This window comes from Pedobacter frigoris, assembly GCF_032678645.1.
Lineage (GTDB): Bacteria > Bacteroidota > Bacteroidia > Sphingobacteriales > Sphingobacteriaceae > Pedobacter > Pedobacter frigoris_A.
Map to the genome: position 1 here is coordinate 122691 of NZ_JAVTSP010000007.1, position 23956 is coordinate 146646.

Annotated in this window: 22 protein-coding genes, 1 tRNA gene and 1 pseudogene; 14 read left to right on the plus strand and 10 right to left on the minus strand. The window is 41.6% G+C overall.

Features of this window, described 5'->3' with window-relative positions:
• Window positions 1-3 precede the first annotated feature (3 nt).
• Genes R2Q78_RS19210 through sppA form a run of 3 tightly spaced genes read right to left on the minus strand, consistent with a single transcriptional unit; the run spans window position 4 to window position 4069 of the window.
• Window positions 4-606, minus strand: coding sequence for a DUF4254 domain-containing protein (locus R2Q78_RS19210; RefSeq protein ID WP_316794175.1), 603 nt, complete (start codon window positions 604-606; stop codon window positions 4-6).
• Between the two features lie 19 nt (window positions 607-625).
• The gene (locus tag R2Q78_RS19215; protein WP_316794176.1) at window positions 626-2302 is read right to left on the minus strand and encodes a helix-hairpin-helix domain-containing protein; all 1677 of its coding nucleotides are present in this window, start codon (window positions 2300-2302) and stop codon (window positions 626-628) included.
• 3 nt (window positions 2303-2305) lie between these two features.
• Entirely contained in the window at window positions 2306-4069 is a 1764-nt protein-coding gene (gene sppA, locus R2Q78_RS19220) for a signal peptide peptidase SppA (protein ID WP_316794177.1), read from the minus strand.
• Between the two features lie 64 nt (window positions 4070-4133).
• Here sppA and folK point away from each other — a divergent pair, with 64 nt between their 5' ends.
• Together folK and R2Q78_RS19230 are read left to right on the plus strand one after the other, a co-directional pair.
• On the plus strand, window positions 4134-4634 hold the full coding sequence (gene folK / locus R2Q78_RS19225; RefSeq protein WP_316794178.1) for a 2-amino-4-hydroxy-6-hydroxymethyldihydropteridine diphosphokinase: 501 nt from the start codon (window positions 4134-4136) through the stop codon (window positions 4632-4634).
• A 10-nt stretch (window positions 4635-4644) separates the two neighbouring features.
• Entirely contained in the window at window positions 4645-5022 is a 378-nt protein-coding gene (locus R2Q78_RS19230; RefSeq protein WP_316794179.1) for an Hpt domain-containing protein, read from the plus strand.
• Between the two features lies 1 nt (window position 5023).
• Here R2Q78_RS19230 and pssA read toward each other — a convergent pair whose 3' ends face one another.
• Together pssA and rho are read right to left on the minus strand one after the other, a co-directional pair.
• Window positions 5024-5707 (minus strand): CDP-diacylglycerol--serine O-phosphatidyltransferase, encoded by a 684-nt coding sequence (pssA, locus tag R2Q78_RS19235; RefSeq protein WP_316794180.1) that lies wholly within the window; start codon window positions 5705-5707, stop codon window positions 5024-5026.
• Window positions 5708-5723: 16 nt separating this feature from the next.
• On the minus strand, window positions 5724-7421 hold the full coding sequence (rho, locus tag R2Q78_RS19240) for a transcription termination factor Rho (RefSeq protein ID WP_316794181.1): 1698 nt from the start codon (window positions 7419-7421) through the stop codon (window positions 5724-5726).
• 256 nt (window positions 7422-7677) lie between these two features.
• Between rho and pyrF the strand changes: the two genes are divergently transcribed.
• From pyrF to R2Q78_RS19260, 4 genes are read left to right on the plus strand one after another with little or no spacing between them, the layout of a single operon-like run.
• On the plus strand, window positions 7678-8508 hold the full coding sequence (pyrF, locus tag R2Q78_RS19245) for an orotidine-5'-phosphate decarboxylase (protein ID WP_316794182.1): 831 nt from the start codon (window positions 7678-7680) through the stop codon (window positions 8506-8508).
• A complete protein-coding gene (locus tag R2Q78_RS19250) occupies window positions 8505-9401 on the plus strand; it encodes a DMT family transporter (RefSeq protein ID WP_316794183.1) in 897 nt (298 codons plus the stop codon). Before pyrF ends, R2Q78_RS19250 begins: the two co-directional genes overlap by 4 nt.
• Window positions 9402-9447: 46 nt before the next feature.
• Window positions 9448-10728, plus strand: coding sequence for a DUF2851 family protein (locus R2Q78_RS19255; protein WP_316794184.1), 1281 nt, complete (start codon window positions 9448-9450; stop codon window positions 10726-10728).
• 1 nt (window position 10729) lies between these two features.
• Window positions 10730-10951, plus strand: a complete 222-nt coding sequence (locus R2Q78_RS19260) for a PspC domain-containing protein (protein ID WP_316794185.1) — start codon at window positions 10730-10732, stop codon at window positions 10949-10951.
• Here R2Q78_RS19260 and R2Q78_RS19265 read toward each other — a convergent pair.
• On the minus strand, window positions 10948-11598 hold the full coding sequence (locus tag R2Q78_RS19265; RefSeq protein WP_316794186.1) for an ankyrin repeat domain-containing protein: 651 nt from the start codon (window positions 11596-11598) through the stop codon (window positions 10948-10950). The two genes, R2Q78_RS19260 and R2Q78_RS19265, sit on opposite strands and share 4 nt — an antisense overlap.
• A gap of 114 nt (window positions 11599-11712) precedes the next feature.
• Here R2Q78_RS19265 and R2Q78_RS19270 point away from each other — a divergent pair, with 114 nt between their 5' ends.
• The 4 genes from R2Q78_RS19270 to R2Q78_RS19285 all read left to right on the plus strand — a co-directional run bounded on the left by R2Q78_RS19270 (window position 11713) and on the right by R2Q78_RS19285 (window position 15834).
• Window positions 11713-14298, plus strand: coding sequence for a DNA translocase FtsK (locus R2Q78_RS19270; protein WP_316794187.1), 2586 nt, complete (start codon window positions 11713-11715; stop codon window positions 14296-14298).
• Between the two features lie 14 nt (window positions 14299-14312).
• Window positions 14313-14963, plus strand: coding sequence for an outer membrane lipoprotein carrier protein LolA (locus tag R2Q78_RS19275; protein WP_316794188.1), 651 nt, complete (start codon window positions 14313-14315; stop codon window positions 14961-14963).
• A complete protein-coding gene (locus R2Q78_RS19280) occupies window positions 14964-15728 on the plus strand; it encodes an MBL fold metallo-hydrolase (RefSeq protein WP_316794189.1) in 765 nt (254 codons plus the stop codon). It begins immediately after the preceding gene.
• Window positions 15729-15750: 22 nt separating this feature from the next.
• Window positions 15751-15834: transfer RNA gene (locus R2Q78_RS19285), tRNA-Leu, on the plus strand.
• 757 nt (window positions 15835-16591) lie between these two features.
• On the opposite strand, the pseudogene R2Q78_RS21920 reads toward R2Q78_RS19285, so the two are convergent.
• Together R2Q78_RS21920 and R2Q78_RS19295 are read right to left on the minus strand one after the other, a co-directional pair.
• Window positions 16592-17374 (minus strand): annotated as a pseudogene (locus R2Q78_RS21920) (recombinase family protein); the annotation flags it as partial.
• 6 nt (window positions 17375-17380) lie between these two features.
• Window positions 17381-17554 (minus strand): hypothetical protein, encoded by a 174-nt coding sequence (locus R2Q78_RS19295; RefSeq protein ID WP_316794190.1) that lies wholly within the window; start codon window positions 17552-17554, stop codon window positions 17381-17383.
• Between the two features lie 305 nt (window positions 17555-17859).
• Between R2Q78_RS19295 and R2Q78_RS19300 the strand changes: the two genes are divergently transcribed.
• Window positions 17860-18078: a hypothetical protein gene (locus tag R2Q78_RS19300; RefSeq protein ID WP_316794191.1), complete on the plus strand. Its 219-nt coding sequence runs from the start codon at window positions 17860-17862 to the stop codon at window positions 18076-18078.
• A gap of 123 nt (window positions 18079-18201) precedes the next feature.
• Here the strand turns inward: R2Q78_RS19300 and R2Q78_RS19305 are convergent, their stop codons facing one another.
• Window positions 18202-20088, minus strand: a complete 1887-nt coding sequence (locus R2Q78_RS19305; RefSeq protein WP_316794192.1) for a restriction endonuclease — start codon at window positions 20086-20088, stop codon at window positions 18202-18204.
• A 385-nt stretch (window positions 20089-20473) separates the two neighbouring features.
• Between R2Q78_RS19305 and R2Q78_RS19310 the strand changes: the two genes are divergently transcribed.
• From R2Q78_RS19310 to R2Q78_RS19320, 3 genes are all read left to right on the plus strand, one after another.
• On the plus strand, window positions 20474-21028 hold the full coding sequence (locus tag R2Q78_RS19310) for a BfmA/BtgA family mobilization protein (RefSeq protein ID WP_316794193.1): 555 nt from the start codon (window positions 20474-20476) through the stop codon (window positions 21026-21028).
• A 109-nt stretch (window positions 21029-21137) separates the two neighbouring features.
• On the plus strand, window positions 21138-21716 hold the full coding sequence (locus R2Q78_RS19315) for a GNAT family N-acetyltransferase (RefSeq protein ID WP_316794194.1): 579 nt from the start codon (window positions 21138-21140) through the stop codon (window positions 21714-21716).
• 28 nt (window positions 21717-21744) lie between these two features.
• A complete protein-coding gene (locus R2Q78_RS19320) occupies window positions 21745-22692 on the plus strand; it encodes a response regulator transcription factor (protein ID WP_316794195.1) in 948 nt (315 codons plus the stop codon).
• Window positions 22693-22989: 297 nt separating this feature from the next.
• On the opposite strand, the gene R2Q78_RS19325 is transcribed toward R2Q78_RS19320, so the two are convergent.
• Window positions 22990-23955: an STING domain-containing protein gene (locus tag R2Q78_RS19325; RefSeq protein WP_316794196.1), complete on the minus strand. Its 966-nt coding sequence runs from the start codon at window positions 23953-23955 to the stop codon at window positions 22990-22992.
• Window position 23956 lies beyond the last annotated feature (1 nt).

The following is a 23956-nucleotide window of genomic DNA, read 5'->3' on the forward strand; positions in this document are numbered from 1 at the left end:
TAATTACTTTGTATTATATAATATCGGGTTCAAATTTGGATCATTGTACATCTTCATTTGCTTGTATACCTTCATGTATTTGGTGCCGTTTTCTATGTCTGTGATCAGTTCATCTAAGCTACCGGAAAGATCTGTTCTTTGGTTTAACAAAATGTTAAGTTTATCCGTACAATTGCGGATGTGTTCTTCAGAAGCATCGCTGCGCTCAGTTTCTTCCGTCATGTGATAAACCTTCAGGGCAAGGATAGACAGCCTGTCTATTACCCATGCCGGACTTTCAGAATTAATTCTGGCGTCTGCTTTAGGACTGATGTTTTTATATTCTTCCAGGAAATAGCTGTCGATGTATTCTACCACATCTGTACGTTCCTGATTAGAGGCATCAATGCGTCTCTTCCATTGCAATCCTTCCACCGGATCAATACCGGGATTACGCACTACATCTTCCATATGCCACTGTACTGTGTCTATCCAGCATTTCATGTATAATAAATGCTCCAGGGTACTGATGCGGTAAGGATTTACAATTGGCTGATCTATATTGTTATGAACGTGATAATCATTAATCGCATCCTGAAAAATTTTATTACAAAGCTTACTAATCATGGGGTAAAGGTAAGGATAACTATTTTTTATTGCTGAAGTATTGGGAGATATCTTCCAGCGACATGGCATTGAGACACTGCTTTGCGGTTAGTCCGCCTTTACGACCAATCAATAAACCAAAGCGGGTATCATGAAAACCCTCTGTTCTGTGTGCATCCGGATTTATGGATAACAACACGCCCTTTTCCAGTGCATAACGGTGCCAGCGCCAGTCGAGGTCGAGGCGGAGCGGGTTGGCATTGATCTCAATGACCACATTGTTCGCCGCACAGGCATCAATTACTTTAGTGTAATCTATAGGATATCCTTTCCGGCTGAGTAATAATCTGCCCGTAGGGTGACCAAGGATCGTCGTGTAAGGATTTTCTACCGCTTTGATGAGTCTGGCAGTAGCCTTCTCTTCATCCATTCTCAGGTTGCTGTGAACCGATGCCACCACAAAATCGAAAGTTTTCAGGATGTCATCGCTATAATCCAAAGCACCATCATAAAGGATGTCACTTTCGATGCCTTTAAAAATCTTAAAAGGAGCAAGTTTGGTATTTAGCGCATTGATTTCCTGATGCTGTGCATATACCCGCTGCTCATTGAGGCCATTGGCGTAAAAGGCAGAGCGGGAGTGATCGCAAATACCCAGGTATTCCAATTGGAGGTTTTCTTTGCAATACTGAGCCATTTCCTCAAGCGTATGGACACCGTCGCTCCAGGTAGAGTGATTGTGCAGGCTACCTTTAAGGTCTTCATATTTGATGAGTACAGGAAGCCTGTTTTCTTTAGCCAGTTGAATCTCATCAAGCCCTTCCCTGAGTTCAGGCGCTACGAAAGACAGTCCAGCCTTTTGGTATATTTCATATTCATCGCTGAAAGGGCCTGTGCCAGCCAGGTCAAGCACCTGCTTTACATGCGCTTCATTTCCGGTGAGACTGAACCAGTTCAGGTAGAAATCCTTTTTGTCCGTCAGGTGAAGTTTTATTTTCATGCCGAAAGGACTTAAGGCGATTAAAGTATGCTCTGTATGAGGTTCAAAATTTAAGGGCTCGAATTCAGCGATCCTGTCATAAATTTCCTGTATGCTTTCTGCGCCAAGTACCAGTTCTACTTCTTCGATGATCTCCAGGCAGCGGCGGTATGCGCCGGCTACACCAAGTAGTGGCTCGCCACTGATGCCTTTGAGCCAGATGGCCAGATCAGCATGGAGTTTATTCACTAGAGGTTCAGTCTGGGCATACAAGAACTTACCATGTGCCGCCATCTGAAATTCGATCACTTTTTTGATCTCTTCCTGAGTTTTCAGACCGAAACCCTTGGCTTCAATCAGTCTGTTTTCATTACAGGCATAATAGAGTTCGCCGATATTCTCAATGCCAAGGTCTTTCCAGATCACCACGATTTTCTTAGGGCCAATTCCCTTGATGCCCAGCATTTCTACGATGCCTTCCGGGGTTTCTGTAAGGATGGCCTGCAGTTCTGCCATGGTACCAGTCTGAAGCAGTTCCCATACCTTTGAAGATATACTTTTACCCAGACCATCAATTTGGGCGATCTCTTCCAGATTTTTGGTTTTGATGGCAAAGGGGAGCTTATCTACCTTAAAAGCAGCATTTGCAACAGATTTAATTTTAAAGGGATTTTCATTGTGCAGTTCCATCAGCTGCGACAGCAGGCGTAGGGTACGTGCAATAGCTTTGTTTTCCATTGATTACTGAACTTTGATTTCGAAAGGCATCCTGGCCTGTACGCCGGATTTGGCAACAGCAGATTTCATTTGTTCGTAGATGTGGTAATGCTCACCCAATTCCTGTTTCGCGAAATAGGTTTTTACTTTATCAGTACCAGTTTCCATGAAGGACTTAATAGGGTCTATGATTTCAGGATATTCAACAATTTTATAGTCTTTTATTTTTGCTTTTTTAGCGGCGGCTACTATCGCATCATTGAAGCTGCCGGTTCTGTCGGCCAGACCAATCTTAACCGCATCAGTACCTACCCATACACGTCCGCCTCCGATACTGTCAATGTATGCTTTTGATTTTTTACGGCCATCAGCTACCCTGGTAATGAAGCTGTCGTATACGCGGTTGACATCGTTTTGTATGATCAGCCTTTCGCCCGGTGTAAGCGGCCTGTTGGTGCTCATGATGTCAGCGTACTTACCGGTCTTCACGCCATCGAAAGTAATGCCCAGTTTATTGTTCAATAAATTCTGGAAGTTAGGGATCACGCCAAACACACCGATAGAGCCGGTGATGGTGTTGGGCTGTACAAAAATAGAATCCGCTGCGCAGGCGATGTAATAACCGCCAGATGCTGCGACGTCTCCAAAAGAAGCAATTACCGGTTTCACTTTTTTGGCAAGTACAATTTCTCTCCAGATCACATCAGAAGCCAGCGCGCTGCCGCCCGGTGAATTTACCCTGAGGACGATTGCTTTGATGCTGTTATCCATACGGGCCTTTCTGATGGTTCTTGATATGCGTTCCGAACCGATGGTATTGTCCGATCCTTCACCGCCATTGATGTCGCCATTGGCAAAAATCACCGCTACTTTATCTCCCGATGGGTTTTTATCAGCTGCTACATTTTTAGCATAATCATTAATGGTTACTGTTTTGAGATTTTTCTTCTGATCTATTCCGCTAAGCGATTTGAGCTCGTTGAGGATCTCATCTTTGTACCTCAGTCCATCAATCATTTTATACGCAAGGGCATCTTTAGGCTGCTGGATTTTATATTCATCAGCTATATGGTGCAAAGAGTCTTTGCTTAATTTTCTGCTGTGAGCTATTCCGTCCAGGAAGGTGTTGTACAAACCGTAAACATAGGCAGTTACCTGCTCGCGGTTTTTGTCGCTCATTTTATCAGTGATAAATGGCTCAACTGCACTTTTGTAAGTGCCAACACGGATGATCTGTGCTTCTATGCCCAGTTTGTCCAGCGCCCCTTTGAAGAACATGAGTTGCGAACTTAAACCTTTAAATTCCAAAGCACCTTCAGGATTCAGGTAAACTTTATCAGCGGCAGAAGCCAGGTAATAGGCTCCTTGTGTGTAGACTTCACTGTATGCGATGATTTTCTTGCCGCTCGTTTTGAAATCCAATAGTGCAGTTCTTACCTCACGCATGGTGGCGAAACCAGCATTTGGAGAAGACACATTCAGGTATACACATTTGATATTATCGTCAGTTTTTGCTTTTTTAAGAGATTTTATGATGTCGTTGAAACCAATGCTCTTTTCTCCTTCAGATCCCAGAAACTTTGCAAAAGTATCGTCAGGTGTGCGTTCTGTAATTGCCTGGTCAAGATTCATAAACAATACAGAATTGCTGCTCACCAAAACAGTTTTGTCGTTCTCCAATGAAGATACAAGTCCGATGACAACAATAAAAAACAGTGCAAAAAGCAGTACAGTTGAAATTACGATTCCGACTACGGTGGCAAAAACATACTTGAAAAATTCTCTCATGTGGTAGTTTAATATTTAATTTGTAAATATAAGTAAACGATGGTGAGTTTACCTTGAAATTGATATGGTATTGGACAGTAAAAAGGTTTTTTTGTTACTCGGCAGTAACCTGGGAGACAGGGTACAGCTGATTGATGACGCGGTAGTTCAGATTAATTTAAGAATAGGGTCTGTTTTTTCCAGGTCGTCCTGGTATGAAACTGCTGCCTGGGGCAGGGAAGATCAGCCTGGATTTCTGAATATTGCTGTAGGAGTGGAGACACAATTGTCGCCTTTGGCAGTATTGGAAATGGCTTTGGACATTGAGCTGGAGCTGGGAAGAGTAAGACATGAGAAATGGGGGGCGAGGCTGATTGACATAGACCTGATCCTCATTGATGATGAAATCATCGACATTCCGGGAAAGCTTCAGATCCCGCATCCGGAAATGCAGAACAGGAAGTTTGTGCTGGAGCCGCTTGCCGAAATTGCCGGAGCGCATGTTCATCCGCTATTGAAAAAAACTGTGTCAGATATATTGCGAACTTTAGCTGATAATTTATCTGTATCAAAAATTAATTTATAGTTTTGTTTAAATGATCGATCTAAATAAAAATAACGAGCCTCTTGATCTTTCTTATTTGAAAGAAATGTCCGGCGACAGCGCCGAGTTTATCATCGAAATGATAGACCTGTTTAAAAGCCAGACACCTGTATATATTGCCGAACTTCAACAAGCAATAAATGATAAAGAATGGAGCAAAGCAGCAGGTTTTGCGCATAAAATCAAACCTACCTTTGTATATGTTGGCCGCGAAGATGCAAAAGCGCATATGCAAATGATGGAGGATAATGCAGGTTCGCTTAAAGATGTGGAGCGTTTACCTTCCGCTTGCGATGAACTTGCAGCCTTTGTAGAAGTATTGTACGTACAATTGGATAAGGCCAGGGCCGAACTGGAAAAACAACTTTAGTTTAGCGTGGGATTCGTCTGAAATGCAGGATCGATAACCCGATATACAACACGAGAATGAAAGGTACTGCCACGAACCTGAGGGCAGCGACAAGTAGTACACAAAGGATCAGGAAAATATACTTTAGTTTGTTTTCCTGCCAGCCTTTTGTTCCGAATTTCATCGAGAAAATACGAATTTCACTGACGAGTAACCAGCTCACTAAAGCAGTCAGGGCTACCAATAATGCCGTCGAGCCTATTACGTCAGGGTAATCTGTTTTGATAAAAGGGAGCGATACAATCAGTAAGGTATTCATTGGCGTGTTTAATCCGATGAAATCTTCAGTCTGGCGTGTATCTATGTTGAACTTTGCCAGTCTCAGCGCAGAAAATACCGTGATGATGAAACCTAAGTAAGGTAGGTATTGCGAGGAATAATCACTTTGTCCCAGCAGCTGGAACATCACTACTCCGGGTAAGAACCCGAAGCTGACCATATCCGCCAAAGAATCCAGCTCTTTACCTATGTTTGATTTTACACGGAGCAACCTCGCCGCAAATCCATCGAAGAAATCAAAGATACCTGAAAGCACCACAAAATATGCGGCTACTTCCAGGTTTCCTTTAAATGCATAAACTATCCCTATACAACCAGAAAAAAGGTTGGCACAAGTAATGGCATTAGGGATATGTTTTTTTATCATGTTATGCTGAATTCGATTAGCTGTTCATGGAGATCAGGAACTCTTCATTTGATTTTGTGCCTTTGATCTGTGCCTGTACAAACTCCATTGCTTCCTGGGCATTCATATCGGCAAGGTGGTTACGAAGGATCCATACACGTTGTAGCGTATCTCTGTCGTGCAACAGGTCGTCGCGACGTGTACTTGAAGCCGTAATGTCAATTGCAGGGAAAATACGTTTGTTAGACAACTTACGATCCAATTGAAGCTCCATGTTACCCGTACCTTTAAACTCTTCAAAGATCACCTCATCCATTTTAGAACCGGTATCAGTCAGCGCAGTAGCAAGGATGGTTAATGAACCACCTTTTTCGATGTTACGTGCAGCACCGAAGAAACGTTTAGGTTTATGTAAAGCATTTGCATCCACACCACCAGAAAGGATTTTCCCGGAAGCAGGAGCAGTTGTATTGTATGCCCTGGCCAGACGAGTGATAGAATCCAGAAGGATCACCACATCATGTCCACATTCCACCAGGCGTTTTGCTTTTTCTAATACGATATTGGCGATCTTTACGTGACGTTCAGCAGGTTCGTCAAAAGTAGAAGCGATTACTTCCGCTCTTACACTGCGGGCCATATCAGTTACCTCCTCAGGACGCTCATCGATCAACAAGATGATCAGGTACACCTCAGGGTGGTTTTTCGCGATTGCATTGGCCACCTCTTTTAACAAATTGGTCTTACCCGTTTTAGGCTGAGCTACGATCAGACCACGCTGACCCTTACCTATAGGAGTAAATAAGTCGATGATGCGGGTTGAGTAGTTGTTTGTTTCCGTGAAAAGATTTAACCTTTCAGTAGGGAACAAAGGAGTCAGGTAATCAAAAGGTACGCGGTCCCTAACGTCGGCCGGCAGGCGTCCGTTGATGGTTTCCACCCTTACCAAAGGAAAGTATTTTTCGCCTTCTTTTGGAGGGCGGATACTGCCTTTAACAGTATCACCAGTTTTCAGTCCAAATAATTTGATCTGAGACTGTGATACATAAATATCATCAGGAGAAGATAAATAATTGTAATCCGCAGATCTTAAAAAACCGTATCCGTCAGGCATGATTTCCAACACACCTTCATTGGTGATGGTGTTGTCAAAGTCAAGATTTGAATAACTGTTTTCTACCTGTTTATTATTGTTGTTGTTATTCTGATTCGGGTTTTTAGGCCTGTTGTCGTCTCTAGGTTGTTTGTTCTTTTTGTTTTCGCCCGATTGTACAGGTGCCGGACTGCCGGCAGGTGCTACAGCAGGAGTAGCCGCAGGCTGCTCAATTTCTGCTACTTCAGTCAGTACTTCTGCAGGTTGTTCTGCTTCCTGAAACTCAGGGGTCTCAGTTTTTTCGTATGCCGGTGGGGTGTCAAATAAAGATGCGCGGTTGAAAGGCGTATTTTTTACTGTTTCTTCCTCTTTGGCTGGAATACGGATTCTTTTTCTGGTAGGCTTTTCTGTGCTGGTTTCCTTTGCAGCTGCTGTTTTCAGCTTAGCTGTTTTTGGGGCAGCTTCACTTTTAACAGCTTCGGCTGTAACCGGTTCAGCTGTAGTTTCCTGCTCTGTAATCTGAGCAATGATCTCAACCAGTTCTGCTTTCCTTAATTCATCTGCGTTTAGTATGCCCTGAGTTTTAGCAATCTCACGCAGTTCTGCTGTGAGTTTTTCATTTAATTCTGTTTTATTAAACATTATATAGGTGTAGAGAAAATTTTAAAATTGAACCAGGCAGAAAATGCAATTATAAAAAATAGTAGAAACAAGATTTTATGAGATTTTCTGGAATGGTCAGATAAACTTTTAGAGAATTATGTTGCAATTCTATGTATTTGTAAACTAATCTCCAAGAAAAATATTAAAATGTTTAAAATAATTTACTTTAAAAGTATATAAACTGGTATTAAATGATTGTTAAATTTGACATCTTTGCACACAAAATTACCCCCTGATGAATAAGAAGCAACTATTTGAGCAGATTAAAACCAAGAAATCTTTTTTGTGTGTAGGCCTTGATCCCGTTCTGGAAAATATCCCAAAACACCTATTAAAATACGATAATCCGGTTTTGGAGTTCAATAAACAAATTATCGATGCTACCAAAGATCTGTGTGTTGCCTATAAGCCAAACACAGCTTTTTTTGAATCAATGGGATTAAAGGGCTGGGAAACCCTGATTAAAACATGGCAGTATATCCCTAAAGATATTTTTACCATTGCAGATGCGAAAAGAGGAGACATAGGAAATACTTCCGCTATGTACGCCGATGCTTTCTTCAATGAAGCCAAATCTGAGATGGGCTTTGATGCGGTTACAGTGGCGCCTTATATGGGAAAAGATTCCGTAGGTCCTTTCTTACAACATGAAAACAAGTGGGTGATCCTGCTGGCGCTGACATCCAATGCAGGTCACAGTGATTTTCAGTTGCACCAGACACCAGGAGGAAAACTTTATGAAGAAGTAATCCGGATTTCTTCCCAGTGGGCAGACAGCGAAAAACTAATGTATGTAGTCGGTGCAACCAGAGGTTCAGAATTCGAAAATATCCGCAGGCTGGCTCCTGATCATTTCCTTCTTGTTCCTGGAATCGGGGCACAGGGTGGTAGCCTCGCTGATGTATGTCAGTACGGACTGAATAAAGAATGCGGTTTGCTGGTCAATTCAGCGAGAGCCATCATTTACGCGGGTAATGGAGAAGATTTTGCAGAAAAAGCAAGAGCCGAAGCATTAAAAGTACAGCAGGAAATGGAGCAGATCCTGGAATCTGCGAAATTGATATGAAGCAAAAGCTCGATGTAAAGCTTATTGTTTCCTTATTGGCTGTCGCGATCATCTGGGGCACGACTTATCTGGGAATCCGCATTGCCGTGGAGACCATACCGCCATGGTTTGTGGCGGCGATACGGCAGACCATTGCTTCAGCCATCTTACTGGTTATCCTGATCCGCAGGAATGAACTGAGCTGGAAAGGCTGGCCCTATTTAAGGAGACAAATGATCCTGGGTACTTTGATGCTGGTGGTGGCCAACGGAATGACCACTGTAGCGGAACAAAGTATTCCAAGCGGGCTTACCTCCCTGCTGAATGCGCTGAACCCAATCTTTGTCTTTCTGGGCTGTGTGCTGATCGGTTTGCAGAAACCCTCATGGAAAGGGTTTTTGGGAGTCATCATCGGTTTCATGGGTGTAGCATTTATATTCAGGGATGGATTCAGTGCACTTCTTGATCCCAATTATAAAACAGGAATTTTGTTTCTCTGTGCAGCCATCAGTGGCTGGACCATCGGTACCATATATGTTAAGAAGAGCAACCAGAAATCTGACCAGATCTTTTTAGACCTTTTCTACCAGTTTGTATTTTCCGCAATAGTGCAGTTTGTGCTTGCCTTTATTTTCTCTGGCGATGCAGATGTCAGCAGCTGGACGGGGAGAAGCTTACTTGCTGTAGTTTACCTGGCATTGTTTGGTTCAGTAATTGCATTTTTCTGCTACCATTATGCCCTGAAAAAGGTGACTGCAACAGAAGTTTCCGTACTTTCCTATTTCAATACCGTGATTGCGCTGTTTCTTGGCTGGTTGATTCTCGATGAGGTCATCACTTTTGATATTGTCATTGCAACCGTGTTAATTATCCTTGGCGTATTCATCACCAATTATAAAAAGCAAAAAACTTAGCAACTAGATTTGGACTATCTCATTAATTTGAATGAAGTTCGCTGTGATGAATTTCACGGAAGACTTTTTACATTTTATATGGCAGTTCAGGTTATTTAAAACCCATGAACTTTATTGCGCCGGTGGCGAAAAACTGGAAATATTGAGTCCGGGCATACTCAATAAAGATGCCGGGCCTGATTTTAGTCATGCCAGACTCAAGATAGACCATACCCTGTGGGCCGGCAACGTAGAACTGCACATTAAATCTTCAGACTGGGTATTGCACAATCACGAGGAGAATGGGGCTTTCGAGTCAGTAATTCTTCACGTGGTTTATCACCATGATCAGCAGATCTATCGCAAAAACGGAAGTTTGATACCCGTTTTGGTATTGAAAGACCTCTTTTCAGATCAGTTATTGGATACTTACCACGGCCTGGTCAATAACAGGAATGCCTTTCCCTGTGAAAAGCAGATTGGGGGTGTTGATCAGGTTGTGATTGAACATGTATTATCGAGGGCTATTGCGGAAAGACTAGAATATAAATCAGCGGAGGTACTGATGCGGCTGGGAGCGTTGAAAGGCAGCTGGGACGAGACCTTTTATTATTTTATGGCCAGGAACTTTGGATTTAAGGTGAATGCAGTGCCATTTGAGATGCTGGCTTCCTCCTTGCCGCAGCGAATTTTTGCAAAACATAAAAACAATCCGTTGCAGATAGAGGCGATGATTTTTGGACAGGCCGGCTTTCTAAATGCCGATTTGCAGGATGAGTATTCAAAGCGACTTTTCCTGGAATATACTTTTTTGCGGAAAAAATATGGATTTGAGCCGATTGATGTTTCCCTATGGAAGTTTCTGAGGATGAGACCGCAGAACTTTCCAACGGTGAGGCTTGCCCAGTTTGCGGCACTGATTATAAGTTCGAGTCATTTATTCTCAAAGATCCTGGAATTGAAATCTTTAAAAGAGATTTACCGTTTATTTGAAGACCTTCCCGTGAATCAGTATTGGGAGCGTCATTATCATTTCAGGAAGACTACAAAACAGGTGATTCTTCAACCCGGTCCGGCCTCCGTACAGAATATTGTGATCAATACCATTTGTCTGTTTCTGTTTACTTATGGAAAATATACAGATCAGGTACATTTTATGGAAAGGGCATTTATTTTTTTAGAAGAATTGCCGGCAGAACGCAATATGATTACAGATCAGTACGTTAATTCCGGAGTCAGGCCAGACAGTGCATTGATGTCGCAGGCCTTACTGCAATTAAATAAATACCATTGCAATCAAAAAAAATGTTTAAATTGTGGTATCGGAATTAAAATTCTAAAAAAATAAGATGTTTCAGCGAATCATTACTTTCTTTGAAAAGCAGAGTTTTGGGGTATGTACCTACCTTGCAGACCGGTTAAACATGTCGATCAGTAAGATCAGGCTTTTCTTTATTTACTCTTCTTTTCTGGCTGTTGGTTTTCCTATTGTCTTTTATATACTTGCGGCCCTGGTTCTGGACGTGAGGCATTATATAAAAAAGATCAGGCTCAGGATCTGGGATGTTTAGTTTCTCAATATAGCGGCAATTTCGGTATAGCCTTTTTCATCTGCCAGATCGGCCGGTAATTTGCCGCCTTCCATTCTGATGTCTACATCAGCATTGTGCTCCAGCAAGAGAATGAGTATTTCAATATCTCCGTATTGCGCAGCAGCGTGTAATGGCGTAAAACCAGCCTGCTGCTTTACATTAACCGCAGCACCTGCGTCGAGGAGCATTTTGGTGATGTTGTAATTTCTTGCAGCTACGGCAGAATGAATGGGGAATACGTTGAAACCATTATTGGTTGGTACATTTACTTCAGCTCCGCTGGTGATTAGTACTTTTGCAAGCTCCTCGTGACCAAAGTACGCAGCGAGGCCAAGTGGGGTGAACCCATCATTAGCAAAAGTATTTACCAGTTCAGGCTGCTCGGTAATTAATCCGATGGCATGTTCCAATTGTCCTAATGCACAAGCTTCGAAAACAGTGATCTCCGTAGAAAAGCCAGCAATCAGTTCTGCCATTTTAGGTTTTCTATAATAACAAGCCAATAAGACAGGAGATACACCATGACTCGTCTTCTGATCCGCAAGCTGTGGCGTTTTATTCAGGAGGTCATATATTTCCTGTAGTTTGTTGTCTTCAATCAGTGCTTCAAGAGTTGCAATGTTCATCGTATAAATTAGAGTTGAGTCGACAAACTTATGTAATTTTTTTTTTTATATTGTAAGCATAAATGCTTCTTAGTTTTTATCTAAGTTTGTTGATTATAAATATTAATAGCGAAAATGTCGGTAAGGGGTAACCAATTTAAGTCAAATTCTTTTAAAAACGAATCAGATGAAAAGCAGGGTTCCAGGTCAGCTGGTACCAGAAAACCTAAGGAACGGGCGGAGATATTGCCACGTTTCGATTTTCAGGATGGCAGGTTTCTAAAGATTGTCGGACTGGTATTCATCATTCTGGCCCTATACTTTTTAATAGCTTTTACATCATACCTGTTTACCTGGCAGGAAGACCACAGTTACGTGATCGATGCGAATGGGGGATGGAGTAATTTGTTTAAAACCTACGAAGAGCTGCAGCAGGTAAACATTCCTCCTGTGGTACAGAACTGGTTGGGTAAGATCGGTGCATTGTTATCGCACCAGTTTATCTATGAATGGTTTGGTCTCGCTTCATTCCTATTCATCTTTGTATTCTTTGTGATCGGGTACCGTTTGCTTTTCAAGGTGAAGATATTTGCAATTGAAAAGACACTTGCCTATAGTTTGTTTTTTCTCCTGTTTACCTCCCTTACACTTGGCTTTTGTCATGCCTTTTTCTCCGATGCCCCTCATTATTTGGAAGGGCAATTCGGTTATTGGACCAATAAACTGCTGGTGGCTCAGATTGGGGTAGCCGGAGTAGGGGGACTGATTGCTTTTCTTGCGCTGACAGTTTTGATCATTGCTTATAATATTGATTTTAAACTGCCGGAACGCAAGCGTGATGATGCCGTGATTCCCGATGTACCGGAGCACATTGAGCTGGAGAATGAAGTGCTTTCAGAACCCGTTGAGTTTACGCTTAACGACAGGTTTGCCAATCAGCGAAAAAAAGAACAAAATGTAGTAATTACGCCGTCCAGATTTGAGCAAAGAGAAGAAGATGAAGAAATCATCCCGTCTTTTACCTCTGCAGTCAACGTTATGCATCCACCGGTTGTAAATACACCGCCGGTCGTCGCTTCCCCATCTATTGAGCTGTCGCCAAATGTAGAACTAGCGACAGAAGCGCCACAGAAACCAGAGCCCGAACTGACCATTGAAAAAACAGAAGAAGATAAAAAATCAGAAGAGCTTGTTGAGCAGTTTGGGAATTATGATCCTACATTAGACCTGGCCAGCTATAAATACCCACATTTGGATTTACTGGAGAACCACGGTTCAAATAAAATATCCGTAAATGCAGAAGAGCTGGAGGCAAATAAAAATAAGATCGTAGAGACTTTAAATCACTACAACATAGAGATTGACAAGATCAAGGCTACGATAGGACCAACGGTGACACTTTATGAAATTATTCCGGCGCCCGGTGTGAGGATTTCAAAAATAAAGAACCTTGAAGATGATATTGCGTTAAGCTTGGCTGCATTGGGCATCCGTATCATTGCCCCGATGCCTGGAAAAGGAACCATTGGTATAGAAGTTCCGAATATGCATCCGGAGATGGTTTCTATGCGCAGTATTCTGGCGACAGAGAAATTTCAGCAAACCACCATGGATCTGCCGATTGCATTGGGTAAAACCATTTCTAATGAGGTCTATATTGCAGATTTATCAAAAATGCCCCATTTGCTGGTTGCGGGAGCTACCGGACAGGGTAAATCGGTGGGTATCAACTCTATTCTGGTATCCCTGCTTTACAAGAAGCACCCGTCGCAACTGAAGTTTGTACTGGTAGATCCTAAAAAGGTAGAGTTGACCCTATTCAATAAAATTGAGCGACATTTCCTGGCAAAGTTACCAGGAGAAGCAGATGCGATCATTACAGATACAAAAAAAGTAATCAATACACTAAACTCTCTATGTATTGAAATGGATCAGCGCTATGACCTGCTGAAAGATGCGCAGGTTAGAAATCTGAAGGAATACAATGAGAAGTTCATCAAGCGTAAGCTAAACCCAAATAATTCCCACCGCTTCCTGCCTTATATCGTGCTGATCGTGGATGAGTTTGCCGATTTGATGATGACTGCGGGAAAAGAGGTAGAAACGCCGATAGCGCGTCTGGCACAGCTGGCACGTGCGGTAGGTATTCACCTGGTGCTGGCGACACAGCGTCCTTCAGTGAACATCATTACAGGTACTATTAAGGCCAACTTCCCGGCAAGGCTTGCTTTTAGGGTATTGTCTAAAATAGATTCAAGAACCATCCTGGACAGTGGAGGTGCAGACCAGCTGATCGGTAGAGGAGATATGCTGTTGTCGACAGGAAATGACCTGATCAGGCTGCAGTGTGCTTTTGTGGACACACCAGAAGTAGACCGGATCTCTGATTTTATCGGTGTTCAGAGAGGATATCCTGAAGCGTACCAATTGCCGGAGTACATTGATGAGGCCGCGGAAAACGCAAAACTGGAATTTGATCCTAACGACCGCGACTCTATGTTTGAAGACGCTGCAAGACTGATCGTTATGCATCAGCAAGGTTCTACTTCACTGATACAACGGAAGCTGAAACTTGGTTACAACAGGGCCGGACGCATCATAGACCAACTGGAGGCTGCCGGAGTAGTGGGGCCTTTTGAAGGCAGTAAGGCGAGAGAGGTCCTGATCCCTGACGATTATGCTTTGGAACAGTTCTTGAATGACCTGAACAACAATAGATAAAAAAGGAGAAAAAGATGAAGAAGACCGCGTTGTTATTTCTACTGGTTTCAGGATTTATAGTTTCAGCATATGCCCAGACCGATGCAAAGGCAAAGGCCATACTCGCAGGAGTAAGTAAAAAATACCGTTCATTTGATGTTGTTAAAGCAGACTTTACCTTTACACTGGATAATTTACAGGCAAAGATTAAGGAAAGTCAGCAAGGTACATTACTGGTAAAAGCTTCGGCGAACAAGTATAAAGTGGCCATGACAGAGCAGGAGATGATCAGTGACGGTAAAAGTCAGTGGACTTATTTAAAAGAAGACAAAGAAGTTCAGGTGACTACTGTAGACCATTCTGCAGATGGGCTGAACCCGGCTAAAATATTCACGGTTTATGAAACTGGCTTTAAGTCCCTATACACCGGCGATACCAAATCTGGAGGGAAGGTTTACCAAATGATCGACCTTTCGCCTATAGACACTAAAAAGTCTTTTTACAAAATACGTCTGACGATAGACAAGGTGGCTAAGCAGATCAGTAACGTGCTTATTTTTGATAAAAACGGCAACAGGTATACCTATGCGGTAAAGTCATTTACCGGAAATGTGAAAGTTCCCGAAAACACATTTACTTTTGATGTTAAAAAATATCCTGGGGTAGAAGTAGTAGATTTGCGGTAAATGAAGATCACGTTTCTAGGTACAGGCACTTCTCAAGGCATTCCGGTTATTACCTGCAGTTGCATCGTATGCAAATCAGCAGATCACAGGGACAAGCGACTGAGGGTATCGGTACTCATTGAAACAGATGATAAGACCATAGTTATCGATAGTGGTCCTGATTTCAGGTATCAGATGCTGCGGGCAGAAGTTAAGGATCTGGATGCCATTCTGTATACACATGAGCACAAGGACCATGTGGCAGGACTGGATGACATCAGGCCGTTTAATTACCTGCTGAGAAAGAATATAGCTATTTATGCTACCGAGCGTGTACAGCATGCTTTAAAAAAGGAGTTCTCCTATATTTTCGCAGAAGCACACTATCCGGGGCTGCCTCAGATTGATATGCATACGATTGCCGGTGACGCATTTAACGTAGGTGAAACGGCGATTGTTCCTTTGGATATTATGCATTATAAATTGCCTATTCTGGGATTTAAAATCAATGATTTTGTTTACATTACTGATGCGAAGACGGTATCAGAAGAGACTGTCGCGAAAATCAAAGGAACTAAAATACTGGTTGTAAACGCATTGCAAAAGGAAAATCACATTTCGCATTTTACGCTGGATGAGGCCATTGCATTTGCGGAGCTGGTGGGGGCTGAAACGACGTATTTTACACACATCAGCCATAATATGGGATTACATGAGGTTGTGGAAAAGGATTTACCAAATAACATAAAATTGGCCTTTGATGGCTTGACATTATACTGCGAATAAGTTATGTTTGCAGGATATAAATACCTAGGTGGCGAAATTGGTAGACGCACCAGCTTGAGGGGCTGGCGCCCGCAAGGGTGTGGGAGTTCGAATCTCCTCTTAGGTACGCAAGGAGATTGATCGTTTTTCGAAACTTTCAATCTCTTTTTTTTGTCCACTAATTTGTTGTTAATCTGATAGATAAGCAAAACAACTTCATTAATTTTCCCCGTTCGATGTTTTCCATACGAAAAAGCCCACATATCAAAAAATATCGAACTAATAATTTGCCTTTTCCCTTTAATATCTGCGTTTAAATACATTAAATCGATCTTTTTTAGGTTTTCGATGACTTTGTAAATTAAGCCTTCTATATCGATTTCCTGCTTGCCATTCTTATTCAATTCATTTAAGTCCGCCTGTAGTTTTAACAGCTTTTTGTCAATATTTTCTTTAAGATCTCTGTACTCACTTTCCTCTAAAGTATTGCTCAATAGCAGCTCTCTGGCTCGATTTAATTTGTTATTGTATTCACCGATTTCACCAGCAATTTTACTTCGGTCACCCTTTTGCGTTTTAGCCTCATCATTATACAGGTCAGATACAATTTCTAAAAAAAGCTCAGCAACACCCTTTTTCGGCACAAATTGCTTGAGCAATTGTACGAAAGCTATATTTACATCACCAGCTTTCTCTCTCCATTTGCAAGGGTGTTGACAATGATAATAATGAAAGTAGCTTTTGCATCCTTTAGATGCACTACCCGTAGCTCTTTTGCCACACACAGGGCATATAAGAAAACCTCTTAATGGCAACAATTCAAGCGAAGTTAATGTAATACCTCGAGTACTCTTAGGCCCGACATCCCTCTTCCGGCCATCTATCGCTTCCTGAGCTTTATAAAAGACACTTTCAGAAACCAGCGCCTTGTGCTGGCCTTTTACCGTGTAGGCAGGTTGACCTTTATACTCCGGAACATAGATCAACCCACAGTAACCGACATTTTTAATCGCTTTCCAAAAACTCGGTAGCTTACATTTTAAACCTCTTTGCGCAGCCATACGCCAGATTTCAGCCGTCGTATAAACATTCTCAGCCAATTGCTCGAATACCCATACCATATGTGGCGCCTGAGAGTCATCAATAGCGACATACTTATCTCCGTTCTCCTTTGTCCTGTTGATGTAACCTGGGCCAGCTTTGCTCATCCATCGACCTTCTTTCTTGGCTTGATGCATCCCATGCTTCACATTCAGTGAGCGCCTGTCATTCTCAATTTCGGGAGCAGTAAGATAAATGGCCAGCATCACCTTATTCTCCGGCACAGTTAAATCTAAAGGCTGCTCAATGGCCTGAGGTTCTACCTTTAGTTTATTTAAGGTGGCGATCATCTGATAAGCATCGGGCGCATTCCTGCTAAACCTGTCCCACTTTACAAAAAGGATATAATCTGGCCGCTTTGAATTGATACGAAGGTTCTCAATTAATTTCTTCCATTCAGGCCGATTGAATGTTTTAGCGGAATAATCCTCATGAATTACCTTTCTGATCGCTATATCATGTATTTCACAATGTTTTCGCAATGCTTCTTCCTGACTTCTAGGAGAATACCCTCTGGCAGCCTGTTCGTCTGTACTTACTCTTATGTATAAATCTGCTGTTTTCATATTAGATTAAATAGGTGGCGATTTCGGGCTGGTGTATGGCCTTAAAGCGATGTCTGCAAACATATACATCAAATCCACAATCAGTTTGGCCTGTTCCAAGCTGACGTGCGTGCCATTCTCAGCGAGCAGTTTCCTTGCTCTTTCCGGTGATACCTTTCTTTTTTCTTTAAATTTTTCCATCCTGCCCTTTTTTAAGGCAAAAATGCTGGGTCAAAACAATAGCAGTTACCACTGTCATAACATAGTGTCAGTTTTATTTTATCATCAAGGTGTATGTTTTTAAGCCTTTGATAGTCAGTAATGTGTGGGTTTTTTGTTGTTTTTCAAAGATTTTTACTGTTATTATTTTTCTATAATTAAGCGTGTTGAAGTAAATAAAATCTATTAGTGGTATTGGACTTTTGGGCAGTGATGTAATCCATCAAGATGAAAATGGTATAATAAAAGTAGATTTCCAACGCTATACTTGCAATATGCATTTACCAATGCGCATCAATTTTGATGAAAGGGATTATACTTATATGATCATCACTAAGGGAATAACAAAAGAAACCAGTTCCATTCTGATTAACCTCAATGGTATGGAATATGAGCTTGTTCGAATTGAAAAAGGTGATTGGGAAGCTGTTGATGTGACTGTAAGTGATAATTCTGGGTTAATTAAAGCTATTGGAAGAAATATTAAGCTTCGGTATCGGTTGTAAGGAAAGCAATAGGGTATTATTGGTTCTAAAGTAGCTGAGATATTGAGTTTGAATTGGTTTGTCTAATGTTTGATGGTGGCCAATTTGGCTCTTTGACTTTATTTTGCCTTTCTGTAGGCTTGTTTATATCGCATTTTTAGTTATAATAGATTGTATGTGTTCAAATATGATTTCAAACTCTTTAATTGCTGCCGTGGCTATTTCGCGAGAAGAGCTTGTTTCTTGTTCATAGAATCGCATCACTACCCAAATCGGATTGTTCCATATGTTAATATCCAGTGAACGCTGAGCGCGCATCGTGGAGGGTTGAAATAAAAGGTTGGTGAGTTCTGGATAGCTGTAATTTTTTTCTAAAGTATCACATCTTCCCCATTGACATTCGTAGCGATATTTGTAAGCAAATAATTCGCTAATGAATTGTATTTCTGCTTTCTTTTCAAATTTAAAGTCTTTGGCAATCCAAAACATCCTTTCTTTTAGATCCACTGGGTAACGTAGTTGATCGATACGATGGGTTGTAATGTAATTAGTCTTATATAAATCTATTTGTGTTAAAATTTTGTTTTTTTCCGACTGTTTTACTGTTAGTAACTCTATTTTAAGGTCACTGAGCTTTTGTTTTACTAATGTTATATCAGATTTTTTTTCTTCTTTGGAGTAGCAAACGACAAGCTCATTATTTCTGAAAAAGGCAAACCAGCTCTGGGGTAAAGTATTTGCTGCTAATTGGATGGAGTGGGTATTCAGGTTTTTTGCAACTTTAAATATGTAGCTTTTTAAAGCTGAAAATTGGGCATATTTGACTCCTTTGGTGTTATATTCATCTTCTAGTCCAATTTCTTGGGTGTAATATGGTATAAGGGAGCAGCCAGATTCAGCATGTATCAGCATTCCTTCAGATTCCTCTTCTTTACCGGATTCGAACCCTTCACCTTCTAATGAGCAGTATTCTTTTTCCGAGTATATTTCTCCTAAATCACTCACAAATGTTTGTGCAGTGTCCAGAGAAATGAGTTTTGCCTGGCTGAGATCGTGTAAGAATACAAAGGTTGTTGATCTCCCTGTTAAAATATGCCACCAGTTTCCTTTAGGTATAACCGGAAGATTATTTCGGAGCAATTGAACAATTATATTTTTTCTGATGAGATTTACATCAAAGGGTTTATCATTTAAAACGGTGACGGCTATGGCCAGTGCTGAAAGAGGGGGGCTACTATAGTTAGGATCTTTGTCTGGTGAAAAGTAATTGATGTCTATATTCCTTTCGAATTGTAAGGAATGGGAGATTTTGAATTCAATTTCATCTCCTAATCGTCCTTCATATGTTTTTTCTTCGGTATTTTCATGGATGAGTGCCTTGTCGATTAAGTGCCGAATTAAATTTTCTAAGATATGCTGATTTTGTTCTGCTTTAAATGGTAATAGAAAGATGGATATTTCGAATCTGAATGTTCTTAATCCATGTGTTTGTCCAAGACCTCCAAACCATTTGTTTAGGATTTCGCTGCTGGAACTGATTTTTTCCCAGATCCTGTAATTATTGATATAATCAATTTCCAGTCGTGGACTTTTTTTCGGCCAGCCTCTTAGGTATTCCTGGTCGTTAATGTATCGTTTGGCTTGGGTCGTTAGATCGCCATTGGTTACAAATATGGCGCGTTTGCAATTCTTTCGTATAGTTGCGGCAAATACAAGGTCAAGCTCGTCTCCATTGTAACGGGACCGATTATCACTTGTATGTTTGCATTGGATCAAGCATTTGTTTCCTTTGGAATCAATGGTTAACAGATCTTGCTTTTCGTCTCCTGAACCATCGGTAATGTTTACGAGTGTATGTCCTTCTATGATTGTCAGAATGTCTTTTACAAATTCAGTAAATGCGTGATGGGGGATTTGAGATAGATAACTCATTATTGCTTCCTGCCTGGGGAGGGTAACCAGCTCAGATTCTTGAGAGGGGATAGGTCGATAAATCGCTGGTATATGACCAGAAATTTGGGTGTATCTCATATTTGGTTATTTTCTTTTAATCTAAGCTAATAATAGTCGTTTTATTTTCAGACAGTTAGAAGTTTAAAGGGTCTTTAATGTAATTTGTAACACTGTCCAATTGAGGTGTTAAACTTTAGTTCTTAGAAGCCTGATTTTTGCTGGAATATACAAATTGTCATGCAAGAGTTTTATCAGATTACCCGCCATTTACTGTACTGGTTTTGGTGGTTAGGAGCGTCCAATTTTCCTTCAAAAATTGGAGCAAGCGGAAATTGGGCAGCAGCCCTATTTTGCCCCTCAGTTTGCAACTATGAGGGTTCGACTTATACTCCGGGTATAAGTTACCAGTCTAAATGCTACGCCAAAGCGGAAAAAAGTATAAGTCCACTTATGAACTGAAGGTATGGCTACAAAGGACAACTATACCAAATCCCTCCGCTTTTCGGTAGATACTGATACCAAACTGGGAAAGCTGGCGCTGAATTTTGGCTACAGTAAATTCCAGTTCTTTAACCAGATGGTGGAATATTTCCACCGTACCAAAAAAGACCCAGCAGATATCAATGACGAATTGCTGAAACGTACATTAAGCCGCAACCACGATGCCTATACCAGCTTTATCAAAACCCAGGAAAAAGTACTGTTGATCCCCATGCACCAAAGCGTAGAAAGAATGATCCGTAACCAGGAACAAATTGTAAAACAATTTAACGGGCAAGTGCTATCCGCGAATAAAGAACTGCTCAAACAGCAGCAGGACCAAGGCCAGAAATTCAAAGACACTGAAAGCCTGATGAAGCTGATTTATGAACAGCTGCAAAGCCGAAAAAAACTAAAAGAACAATTCCTGCAATTGTTTGACGGTTATGTGAAAAATAGGGAAAGTATAGGTGCTTTTAAAGCCAGGGAACGGGAAGAGTTAACCGAACAGTTCAGAAAGCAAATAACCGACTTATAGCCATGTATATTAATATCACCGACAGCGAGAAGGGAAATAACAAAGCAATGGCCTATCGGAGAATTTTACAATTTTGTTGCTAAAGGATTAAATAAATTTTAAGGAATTGATGATCACCAAAGCGAACCGTAACGATAAGGACAGGGTAGTGGAACTGCTAGCCCTGTCCTTTAAGGACAATTTAAGTGTGGCTTATCTGACAGGAGCAGGCGCTGGAGCAGATCGCCGGACCAGGCGGCTGATGGCTTATGCTTTTGAGTTGTGTCTGCGTTTTGGTGCGGTTTGGCTGACTGAGAAGAAAGATGGTTGTGCCTTGGTGTTCTATCCGCATTTGAAGGGCTTTTCGGTTTTTGCCATTTGGCTGGACGCGAAGCTTTTGTTTGGTGTGATCGGGTTGTCCAGGTTAAGCAGGGTGCTGAGGCGGGAAAAACTGATTGCCCTGCAGCATCCTGATTCAGCTTTTTGCTACCTCTGGTTTATCGGGGTAAATCCCTGGGTTCAGAAAAGGGGAATAGGTGCTGAATTGCTGGCTGAGGTGGTGTCTGAATCGGTTGCGGCTGGGTTGCCGGTCTACCTGGAGACTTCCACGCTTAAGAATGTGCCCTGGTATGAAAAACGGGGCTTTACTGCTTTTTATCAACTGGATTTGGGATATCCCTTGTTCTTTTTAAAGAAGGAGGCTGGCTGATGGGATCTTTTTATCTTAATCTACTGCTATGTATGTGTTTAATTCCGAGATGTATGTGTTGAGATTCATCATTTGTTTACTTGAATTTGGGATGTGCTGTTACCAGTTGGTGTATTACCTGTCCCGGCCGGAGGATAAACGGCGCTTGTGGTACCTGCTCCTGCTGGTGCTGCTGATTGTGTACAATGTAACCGGTGGACTTTTTCCTGATCCGCGTTATAGTTTGCCGCTGGTTTTGCAGAACATCATTGCTTATGGCAGTGGCTTTGTGATGGCGGCTTACTTTCCTTATTATTTCTATAAAGCTTTTAATCTGAAATCCCTGCGTTTTCATGCGTTGTATGGGGTTGTTTTGTTTTTGCTGGTGCCTTATATGGTTTTCTTTTGGGTAGTATATCCCTTATCGGGTAAGCTGGAATTTGCGACCAGTTATGGGATGATTGTGCTTGGGGTGTATTCTTTGGTGCTGTTGTATGCGATGCTTTGTGCCATTTGGGTAAGAATTAAGGTAAGAAATGCTTCTGCTTATCCTTATAGCAAAGTGGAAATGTTCTGGGTGTATGCTGCTGTTTCTCCCTGTGCTTGTATGGCGGCGTTTTCTTATTTTAAGGTTGGACAGCGCATAGAGGTGCTGGTTACTAATTCTGGTTTTCTGATCATTACGGTGCTTTTTATTGCTAAGATTGTGAAATGGGAACGGATCAGAGATGAGCAGCTGGAGGCGAAGTATACCATAGGGAGCGGTGCTTCGGTATTTGAATACAACTGCGTTTTCTATGGACTGACCAAGCGGGAAGTAGAGATTGTGGTGATGATCAGCCAGGGTAAGCAGTATAAGTACATTGGTTTTGAACTGTTCATTTCACTTGATACTGTGAAGAGCCATGTGAAGAATGTTTTTAAGAAGGTGGGGGTGAATGATAAAACTGAGCTGGTGTATAAGCTAAATCAGGAGAGTGACAAAGCAGTGGTTTAGTTCGGATGATCTGTTTATGTATATCTTTGTTTTCGACGATGATTGCCGAAAAGTGTGAAAGTAAAAGCGAGGCTATCGGATGACGTGATTGATGGACAGATCAACAGCCTGCGCACGGAATGGGAGCCGGAGCTTTGATCAGCCGCCAATTTTGCCAACATAATATACTGAGGAATAGTTACCCCGTATATTATGGATAAGTAATGTTTTGGTTGATATGTTTATATTTAAAAAAGGCCCTTCAGTGTTGGAGCTGAAGGGCCTTTTTAAATAGCATAGGACAGGCTGTCAGGAATTTTAGATATCTACAATCTCAATGTCCACGACCCCCTTAGCTATTGCGCTGGTACTGATCAGGTATTCTAAAGTTCTTTTAAAGTTCCTGATCTCGCGTTGTTCGAGGATCGTTTCTCTTACGGACTTACCGATGTGTTCAACCTTAGAGTACAGCTGTATGGATTTGTTGAGTGCATTTAATGTGAATGGGATGTCCACCAGATGCAGTTCCCCGGTACTTGTTTTTGAAACATCTATGGAGAAATCGTAGTCCCTGACATCTTTGGGGTCAACTTTCAGTTTAAGCCATTCCGATTTGAGTCTTTTGGCCTTTACTTTTTTAAACATATCATCGCGCAGGTCATCTGGGATCAGGATGGTGAACCTTAAAGAGGTTATTTTAAATTTTGAACCGTTAGACAGTTCAAATTCTTTTTTATCCTGTTTGTCTTCCAGCAACCTTTCTACTGTTCTTTCTACAAAATTGGTGAAATATCCATAGGCCAAGGCGGTGGATGGCAGAAAGCCCAGGTCAAATGTTTTTTCTTTATTTGCGATGTGCTCTTTGAGCTGCTTTGTTGCAGCGGTTAACTTGGTTTTGAACTCAGGCGCGGAGAATTTAGGTATAAAGGGAAGGGTGATCCCACCTAGGTCTGAAGGCATTTTGTTGTCGTCCTCCATTAAGAAAAAGACGCGTGAAGTACCTAGGCCACCTGTAAACAGTCCAAATTCAAATACGACATTGTCCCGCGGCGAACTTGTTGATTTTTTTCTGGATTCAGTGATGTCATCGGCTGTGGCTACTAAAATGGCGTAATCATAGAATGCAATCTGTGAGGCCAGGTTGTCAAAATTACTTTTGTTCAGCTGGAAGATATCGGGCCATAGTTGAATTTCTGAGGTACCCTTAAGTTTTGCTGCCAATGCATTGGCAACTGGCAGTCCTTCTTTGGAGGAGCCTATAAATATTGTTGGTTTAAAATCCATT